This window comes from Vibrio sp. 10N.222.48.A3 (assembly GCF_041475345.1).
Lineage (GTDB): Bacteria > Pseudomonadota > Gammaproteobacteria > Enterobacterales > Vibrionaceae > Vibrio > Vibrio tasmaniensis_A.
In genome coordinates this window covers 1-7420 of record NZ_JBFRVX010000442.1, presented here as the reverse complement: position 1 = coordinate 7420, position 7420 = coordinate 1, and the positions used below count along the sequence as shown (strand labels likewise).

General features: G+C 43.0%; 8 protein-coding genes. 4 read left to right on the top strand and 4 right to left on the bottom strand.

Annotated features, from left to right (window positions below):
* From AB4653_RS13460 to AB4653_RS13450, 3 genes are all read left to right on the top strand, one after another.
* Nucleotides 1-368 (top strand): substrate-binding domain-containing protein (locus AB4653_RS13460; protein WP_372104416.1); only part of this gene is annotated, 368 nt, incomplete at its 5' end.
* 207 nt (nt 369-575) lie between these two features.
* The gene (gene rbsK / locus AB4653_RS13455) at nt 576-1520 is read left to right on the top strand and encodes a ribokinase (RefSeq protein WP_009844903.1); all 945 of its coding nucleotides are present in this window, start codon (nt 576-578) and stop codon (nt 1518-1520) included.
* A 153-nt stretch (nt 1521-1673) separates the two neighbouring features.
* Nucleotides 1674-2675 (top strand): substrate-binding domain-containing protein, encoded by a 1002-nt coding sequence (locus AB4653_RS13450; protein WP_004730338.1) that lies wholly within the window; start codon nt 1674-1676, stop codon nt 2673-2675.
* Between the two features lie 84 nt (nt 2676-2759).
* Here AB4653_RS13450 and AB4653_RS13445 read toward each other — a convergent pair whose 3' ends face one another.
* The 3 genes from AB4653_RS13445 to AB4653_RS13435 form a co-directional block, all read right to left on the bottom strand.
* Nucleotides 2760-3551 (bottom strand): carbon-nitrogen hydrolase family protein, encoded by a 792-nt coding sequence (locus AB4653_RS13445; RefSeq protein ID WP_102257638.1) that lies wholly within the window; start codon nt 3549-3551, stop codon nt 2760-2762.
* Between the two features lie 122 nt (nt 3552-3673).
* Complete coding sequence (locus AB4653_RS13440; protein WP_009844901.1) at nt 3674-4105, bottom strand: lysozyme inhibitor LprI family protein; 432 nt, start codon at nt 4103-4105, stop codon at nt 3674-3676.
* A 39-nt stretch (nt 4106-4144) separates the two neighbouring features.
* Entirely contained in the window at nt 4145-4807 is a 663-nt protein-coding gene (locus AB4653_RS13435) for a hypothetical protein (RefSeq protein ID WP_083783997.1), read from the bottom strand.
* A 296-nt stretch (nt 4808-5103) separates the two neighbouring features.
* On the opposite strand from AB4653_RS13435, the gene AB4653_RS13430 reads away from it, so the two are divergent.
* Nucleotides 5104-6675, top strand: a complete 1572-nt coding sequence (locus AB4653_RS13430) for a cyclic diguanylate phosphodiesterase (RefSeq protein WP_032555124.1) — start codon at nt 5104-5106, stop codon at nt 6673-6675.
* A gap of 288 nt (nt 6676-6963) precedes the next feature.
* On the opposite strand, the gene AB4653_RS13425 is transcribed toward AB4653_RS13430, so the two are convergent.
* A complete protein-coding gene (locus AB4653_RS13425) occupies nt 6964-7308 on the bottom strand; it encodes a hypothetical protein (RefSeq protein WP_102257611.1) in 345 nt (114 codons plus the stop codon).
* Between the last annotated feature and the right edge of the window lie 112 nt (nt 7309-7420).

Below are 7420 nucleotides of genomic sequence, written 5' to 3'. Positions count from 1 at the left end.
CAGTAAACGGCAGCGATCTAGAGCTTTTAGCAAGCCAACCTGCTGATTTCGACCGTACTAAAGGCCTGAACGTAATGGAAAACTTGCTTGCAGCTAACCCAGACGTACAAGCAGTATTCGCTCAAAACGATGAAATGGCACTAGGTGCACTTCGCGCAGTTCAAGCTTCAGGTAAAGACGTAATGATCGTTGGCTTTGATGGCACTGAAGACGGCATCGCTGCTGTTAACCGTGGCCTACTTGGCGCAACGGTTGCACAACAGCCTGATCTAATCGGTTCTTTAGGTGTTGAAATGGCAGACAAAGTACTGAAAGGCGAGACAGTAGACGAGTACGTACCTGTACCTCTAAAAATCATCGCTAAGTAATTGAATCCAATATCGATTAAATAAAGAAAAAAATAGAGCGACACATAGGCAGGGATTCCCCTATCCCTGCCTTATTAAACCAACCCAGACAGTGCATCGCTGTTTCTCATAAGCCGTCTAACAAGGCGAGCAGTTAACGCAACAAGAATTTACGTAATGAGAAAGACCCATGCATTTTCAAATACGATATATCATAAGGCTCGTATCATGACTCAACTGATTGTTTTAGGTAGCGTTAACGCTGACCACGTACTGCAAGTTCCTTCGTTCCCTCGTCCGGGTGAAACCTTGATTGGCGGTAACTATCAGGTCATCCCTGGCGGCAAAGGCGCAAACCAAGCGGTCGCTGCAGCAAGATTAAACGCAGACATTGGCTTTATTGCCTGTGTCGGTGACGACCCATTTGGCATCAATATTCGTCAAGACTTCGCTAAAGATGGCATCAACATCGACGGCGTGATCGTGGCAGACAACACGCCGACAGGCATTGCAATGATTCAAGTATCCGCAACGGGTGAAAACAGCATTTGTCTTTCTGCTGAAGCCAACAACAAGCTGACTTACGACCAAATTGAACCGCACCTAGAGAAGATTCGCAGTGCTAAATACCTGCTGACTCAGCTTGAAACTCCGATTGAAGGTATTGAATACGCAGCAAAAGTAGCAAAAGAGAGCGGCACTCAAGTGATTCTTAATCCGGCTCCTGCTCGTCCATTATCAGATTCATTGCTTGCTTGTGTTGATGTGATTACACCCAACGAAACAGAAGCAGAAGTGCTGACGGGCATTACCGTGACGGACAATGCATCTGCTCATCAGGCAGCTTTGGCTCTGCACGCGAAAGGCATCGAAACGGTAATGATCACGCTAGGCGCAAAAGGCGTTTGGGTTAGTCATCGTGGTCAAGGTAATGAAGCTAGCGAAGGTGAATTAATCGCAGGCTTCCGCGTTGAAGCAACGGACACAACCGCTGCTGGTGATACTTTCAATGGCGCATTAGTCACAGGCTTACTTGAAGACATGCCATTAGAACGTGCGATCAAGTTTGCTCACGCTGCCGCTGCCATTTCAGTGACTCGCTTTGGCGCTCAAACGTCGATTCCAAGCCGTGCTGAAACCGATGCGTTTTTGGCAGAGCAACTGTCTGCTTAGCTTGATACCTATTTGAAGGGTTAACTCTTGAGCTAAACCGTAGTTAACGGATGTAAGCCTTCAAATTCGGTAACAACAAATATCAAGCATAAGCCCCTGTTTTCAGGCAGAATATCGCCCAACGTGGAAAAGTGATTCCCACAAGGATTTTATATGGCAACAATGAAAGACATCGCTCGGGTTGCAAAGGTTTCAACGTCTACCGTGAGCCATGTGATGAACAAATCACGTTTTGTCAGTGAAGAGATTGCTGAGCGTGTTAACAGTGCGGCCAAAGAACTCAACTACGCGCCGTCTGCATTAGCTCGCAGCTTAAAAATGAAGCAAACCAAAACCTTGGGCATGCTGGTTACCACCTCTACCAACCCATTCTTTGGTGAAGTAGTGAAAGGTGTTGAACGTCGTTGTTATGAGAAAGGCTACAACCTTATCTTGTGTAATACAGAAGGCGATAGCGAACGCATGAAATCCTCGATCGACACCTTGCTGCAAAAGCGTGTTGATGGCTTGATGCTGATGTGTTCAACGCTTGAAGGTCAACATATCGATGTGTTCGAGCGCTACCCAGAGTTACCTGTCGTGGTAATGGACTGGGGTCCAATGCTGTTCGCAAGTGATAAAATCCAAGACAACTCGCATCAAGGTGGCTACATGGCAACCAAACACCTGATCGATAATGGTCACTCGGATATTGGCTGTATTACTGGCCCACTGCATCGCAACCAAGCCTCTTCTCGTTATCAAGGCTATAAACAAGCAATGGAAGAAGCGAATTTAGAGATCAACCCTAAGTGGATTGTTGAATCAAACTTCGAATGTGATGGTGGCTTTGATTCTTACCAAACATTGAAAGCTCGTGGTCAAATGCCTTCGGCCTTGTTCGTCAGTAATGACATGATGGCGATGGGTGTGATTCATGCGGCAGCTCAAGATGGCACATTGATTCCAAATGACCTGTCTATCATTGGCTACGATGACATCCACTTATCTAAGTACATGACACCCGCTTTAAGCACAATCCACCAGCCAAAGCACCGTTTAGGTAAAGCGGCGGTCGATACCCTGTTAAGCCGACTACAAACGCCAGACGCCTACCCGCAAGTCGTTGAACTAGAACCGACTCTTGTAGAGCGAAGCAGCGTAAAAGCGATTTAGGGCTCAGCCCTCCACAGACTAAATCACAAAGGGCAAGGTTATCTAACCTTGCCCTTTTCGATTCTATTGCGTTTACTTGTCTTGTTAACGATTCAACGCAGACGCTATCTGTTGTATTTCATCTAACACATCAACACCATTGTATTGAGGCGCAATAGACAAGTCTTGAATATTAATCGTTTCAACAGACTGATGCTCACTGAGTTGAAGCATTAAGTCTCCCTTCGGTGAATAGGTTCTACTGCCGCCACAATATGTCGCGGTAAAGGCATCAACCACATCTTGCCCGACGCGATTACAGGTCACGATATGACACACTTCTTCTAACGCTCTTGCTTGTGCAATGGCAAAGCTATGATGACCACCAAAATTCGCAGGATGGAGAATAACGTCTACCGACTGATACGGTCTCATGATCTCCGGGAACCATATATCAAAGCAAATCGCGACACCGAACTTCAAGCCTTTGTATTCAAAAGTAAGAAGTTCATTTCCTCTAGAAAAGTACTCTTTGTCGAATTTCGTTTGACTGACTTTTCTGTATTTATGACGCAAACCTGAACCATCAACCACCACAACGCTATTGTAATACTGACCATTATCTTCCTCAGCGACACCCGCAACGATTAACGTCTGATGTTTCGTGGCAAGCGCAGTTAATGAATCAATGGTCGGGCTGTTATTGAAGTCTTCACACAGTTCATGAATTTCTGCGGCATCGTTAAAGATATATCCAGTAGAGAACAGTTCAGGCAGCAACGTGATATCACCCACTGCCGTCTCAGCTTCCAAAAGCTCAGAGACTCGCGAGATGTTCATTTGTTTATTTTTGTATTCAACTTCAAGCTGGACAAGAGTGACGCTGACACTATTCAAAATCGAATCCTTACTCGGTAACACTTCAAACTTGAGACTAAGAACGACAGGGTAAGATAATCCCCCATCGCTTGCTGACTCGAGCGCCAATGGTTGAAGCAAGCGCACACTCTCATAAGCACTCAGTTCATATACTTCATCAGCTTGGGCTCTGGCAAAACTGGTGGTGTGCTGTCCATGTAGGTTAAGAAGTTTTCCCACACCTCATGCGTTCTTTGTTTAGTCAGCTTAGTTTTGCAAGAAAGCGCCATAAGACCTCGAATTGAACCATCACGCCATTGGGTATACACCGAGTCACAATGTGCCGTCATGTAAGCTTGCCAACTGTCTTGAGCCATCTTGATTGAGCTAACCAACTCCGCATCATAAGCATTGTGTTCAAAGCTCGCTTCAAGGTATTGATCAAGCTCCACTTGTGCAGTATCCAACTCAATCGACGCACAGTGATTGATCTCTATGGTATTCATTGCATTCTCGCAATCGACAACATCATCGGATGCTGATGCAAGCAAAGGTAAACACGTTAATAACACGACCGTTAAAGCCTTTTTCATTATTTATCCCCTAATTCAAAAGCACATATATGCGCCCTATTAATGCCAAGCATTACGAATCTTAACGACATAAGACGCCAATTGTTGATAACTGCGTTTAGGATTATGTCCAAAAACCACAAGAGCATACAACCACAGAACAAGAAGCATGGAAAACAAACCTGACTGGAAACCATCTAGGTACAACTCAGGTAGCAAGTCGACTACCTTTTGATAGTTCACAATTGAAATTGTTGTTTTACTGCTAATCAACTCATATGTTAAGCTTATTGGGCCCACTAAGGCCCAAACTAAAAACCATGACACGCCTGCGACAGGCACTAAACTCAGTAGCGGCTTAAGTTGCTTAACCGGGAAAATGAAATACAAGAGCATAATCAAATACAGAGCGGCTAAAAATAAGCTCCATGCGTGAACACTGACTTCAAAAATCCGATAACGCTCATCGACATACATGATTAACACTACCGCCCCCAATACACCAAGCGATAATAATTTTCCCACATACCTCGTTCTAGAAAACCTAATCAATACATAACCAATCACAAGAAGAAAGCACGAAAGCCAAGCTAACACTTCTGGTTTGGTCTCAAAAAGACGTGGTGTTGCGGAATTAGACAAGATAAAGATCGCGTAGGTAGGAGCAATCATCAGAAACGCGATAAACACACGCACCAACATCCAAATCATATTTTTAATCATTACGCTCAAATCCACTCACTCGCATTATTTCAAAAATTACAGTTTTCAATTTGATGATAAAAACCGGTAACAATCCGCTTCATCAAAAAACGCAAAAGTACTGAACAAAAAAACGACACTCTTAACCTTGGAAGCATATCTAACATCCTGATTTCTATAGTGCGACCATGCGTTACGCTATTTATATCAATAACTCAGACTTTTGTTCACACTATTTATGCATAAGCTTGCGTTATTATCGTTAAATTTATAAATTAAGTTGCATGCACACACCAATCGGTCACGCTTCTCTTAATATGGATATCAAGTACCAGCATTTTGCCAAAACTTCGTTCTTCTTTGCCATTTCTTTCTTTTTTTTCATGGCATTGCTCATTCCTTTGACACCTTCTCATTACCAAACGTTAACCGAAGACACATCAAGGTTAGTAGAAACGAGGTTAGAAGGGATTCAATCAAGGTTCGACCGTTTTTTATCTGAAATTACCCCAGATCAGCCTTGCGACACGATTGTTAGACAACTTCGACAAAACGTTTTTGAAGCTGATTGGGTGAAAGAAGCCGCGGTGTTCGACAAAGAGAACCGATTTTACTGTTCAACCACTGATGGTGAAGTTTCATTTCGCCTATACAACACCATCAGGCAGCGGCTCAATGAAGCCCCAAATTTAACCACCTTATCGTATTCAAACTCAGCGATTACTAAGGTGCAATCCATCATGCTGATATTCTCGACTAAGGAAGGCTCGGGAGTGAGCCTGATGATTCCTCCGCACTTCATCTTTGAGCTTGTAGAAGCTAATTTGAGTAGCCATGGCATTAACTCTAAAGTTGAGGTGATCAAAAGAGACATTCACCCTACCGACCTCGGCTCATACAACGCGACGGTACGGATACAGTCAGACATCTACCCATTCACCGTCACCTCATATATTGGTTATCAGTATTATATTAACTTCATGCTGAGTCACTTATGGTTTGGCTTTCTTATGGCGGGAATTACGACCATTATTCGCCTTTCCCTCAAGCATAAAAAACAGAGCCAACGTAGCTTAGAATATTCGCTATCCAGTGCTCTGAAAAACAAACACCTACATGTTCACATGCAACCTATCGTTAATCAAAGCACCAATAAGATCGTAGGCTGTGAGTCATTATTAAGATGGAACGATCCAATTGAAGGTAACGTCTCCCCTGCTATCTTCATTCCATTGGCTGAAAGTTTAGGCTTGATTGAGAAGCTGACCTATTTCGTGCTGCATGAAGTGTTAACGACATTGAAAAGTAATCAAGAGGTATTTGCATCAAAGTACATCAGCGTCAACATCAGCCGAAACGTTGTATCCAACAGTAACTTCACGAATAAAGTGATTAGCATCTTTAAAAGACACCCTGAGATTCTCAAGCAAGTGGTTTTCGAGGTGACAGAGGATGGTGAGTGTTCTGATGCCGATATGGTCAAAATTAAGGACAACTTGCAAAAGCTATCTGATCTTGGTGTAAGAATTGCCATAGATGACTTTGGTACTGGCTACGCAGGATTAGACTTTGTAAGGCAATTTCCGTTCAGTATTCTCAAGATTGATCGCGTGTTCGTGAAAAACATATCCGACGAATCCAGTTTTGGTATCCCACTATTAGAATCCATGCTTCAGCTATCACGCACCTTAGGCATGCAAGTCATAGTTGAAGGCGTTGAGTACGAGTCGCAACTGAAGATCTTGTCGAAACTAGGCGTCGACTACATCCAAGGCTTCTACTTCTATAAACCAATGCCAATAAGTCTCGCCATTAGCTTGATCAAACAGCAAGATTTTGAATCAGATAAAGTTGAGAAACAAACAAACCAGACATTTCTTGCTACATAAGGCACTGAAAAAAATATAACACAAAGACTATAGATATCCTTTGATAAACATTTAATTCATCGCATCATTGGTGCATCACAAGGGATATCATGGAAAAGAAACTTCAAATCAAACTGGAGCCTAGCCTGCTGCTACTGAGAATTGGCATTTTGATCGTCTTCTTGTTCAGGGGCTTGGATAAGCTCCTTGTCCCTGAGCACGCGACATTCTAATTTGAAGCATGTTAGCCCACTACTAGGAGTGTGGTAACTCGAATTGGGTTCACTCTTAATTACTTGTTATACAAAGTTATCTACCTGACCAATAATCCATAACTTTCGGATATGCATGATATCTAAGTCCGTATAAAATAATCCCAGCAATTGCAGACTGACATGCTAGATTGATTACCACTTGAGTGAGCTTAGGCTGATCGATTGCATAAAAATGAATGGCAACCCAAGGGGCAAACGCAATCATACTTGATATAAAAACATTCCCTCTTTGATACTTCATGATAAACCAAGTTTGAAAAGCAGGAATTATTAGAAAGCCTCCCATCATCGTTAGAATTACACTCAAAATCCCAGCAAAAAAAGCCGTTATAGATGAAGCCAATAAATGCATTAACAACTTAGCAATACGATTTAGCACTCTACCTCCCTTTCTATATAACGAATAACATGGATTTCCCCTTCCGAGGTTCTACAATATTTATGTGGTATCTATTTCTGCGCTATCTAACTAGCTAAAAACCACTTTAGCC

Bases quoted from the DNA above. Each gene is read 5' to 3' on its own strand.
- rbsK (WP_009844903.1), top strand. From the start codon at position 576: ATGACTCAACTGATTGTTTTAGGTAGCGTTAACGCTGACCACGTACTG.
- AB4653_RS13450 (WP_004730338.1), top strand. From the start codon at position 1,674: ATGGCAACAATGAAAGACATCGCTCGGGTTGCAAAGGTTTCAACGTCT.
- AB4653_RS13440 (WP_009844901.1), bottom strand. From the start codon at position 4,105: ATGAAAAAGGCTTTAACGGTCGTGTTATTAACGTGTTTACCTTTGCTT.
- AB4653_RS13435 (WP_083783997.1), bottom strand. From the start codon at position 4,807: ATGATTAAAAATATGATTTGGATGTTGGTGCGTGTGTTTATCGCGTTT.
- AB4653_RS13430 (WP_032555124.1), top strand. From the start codon at position 5,104: ATGGATATCAAGTACCAGCATTTTGCCAAAACTTCGTTCTTCTTTGCC.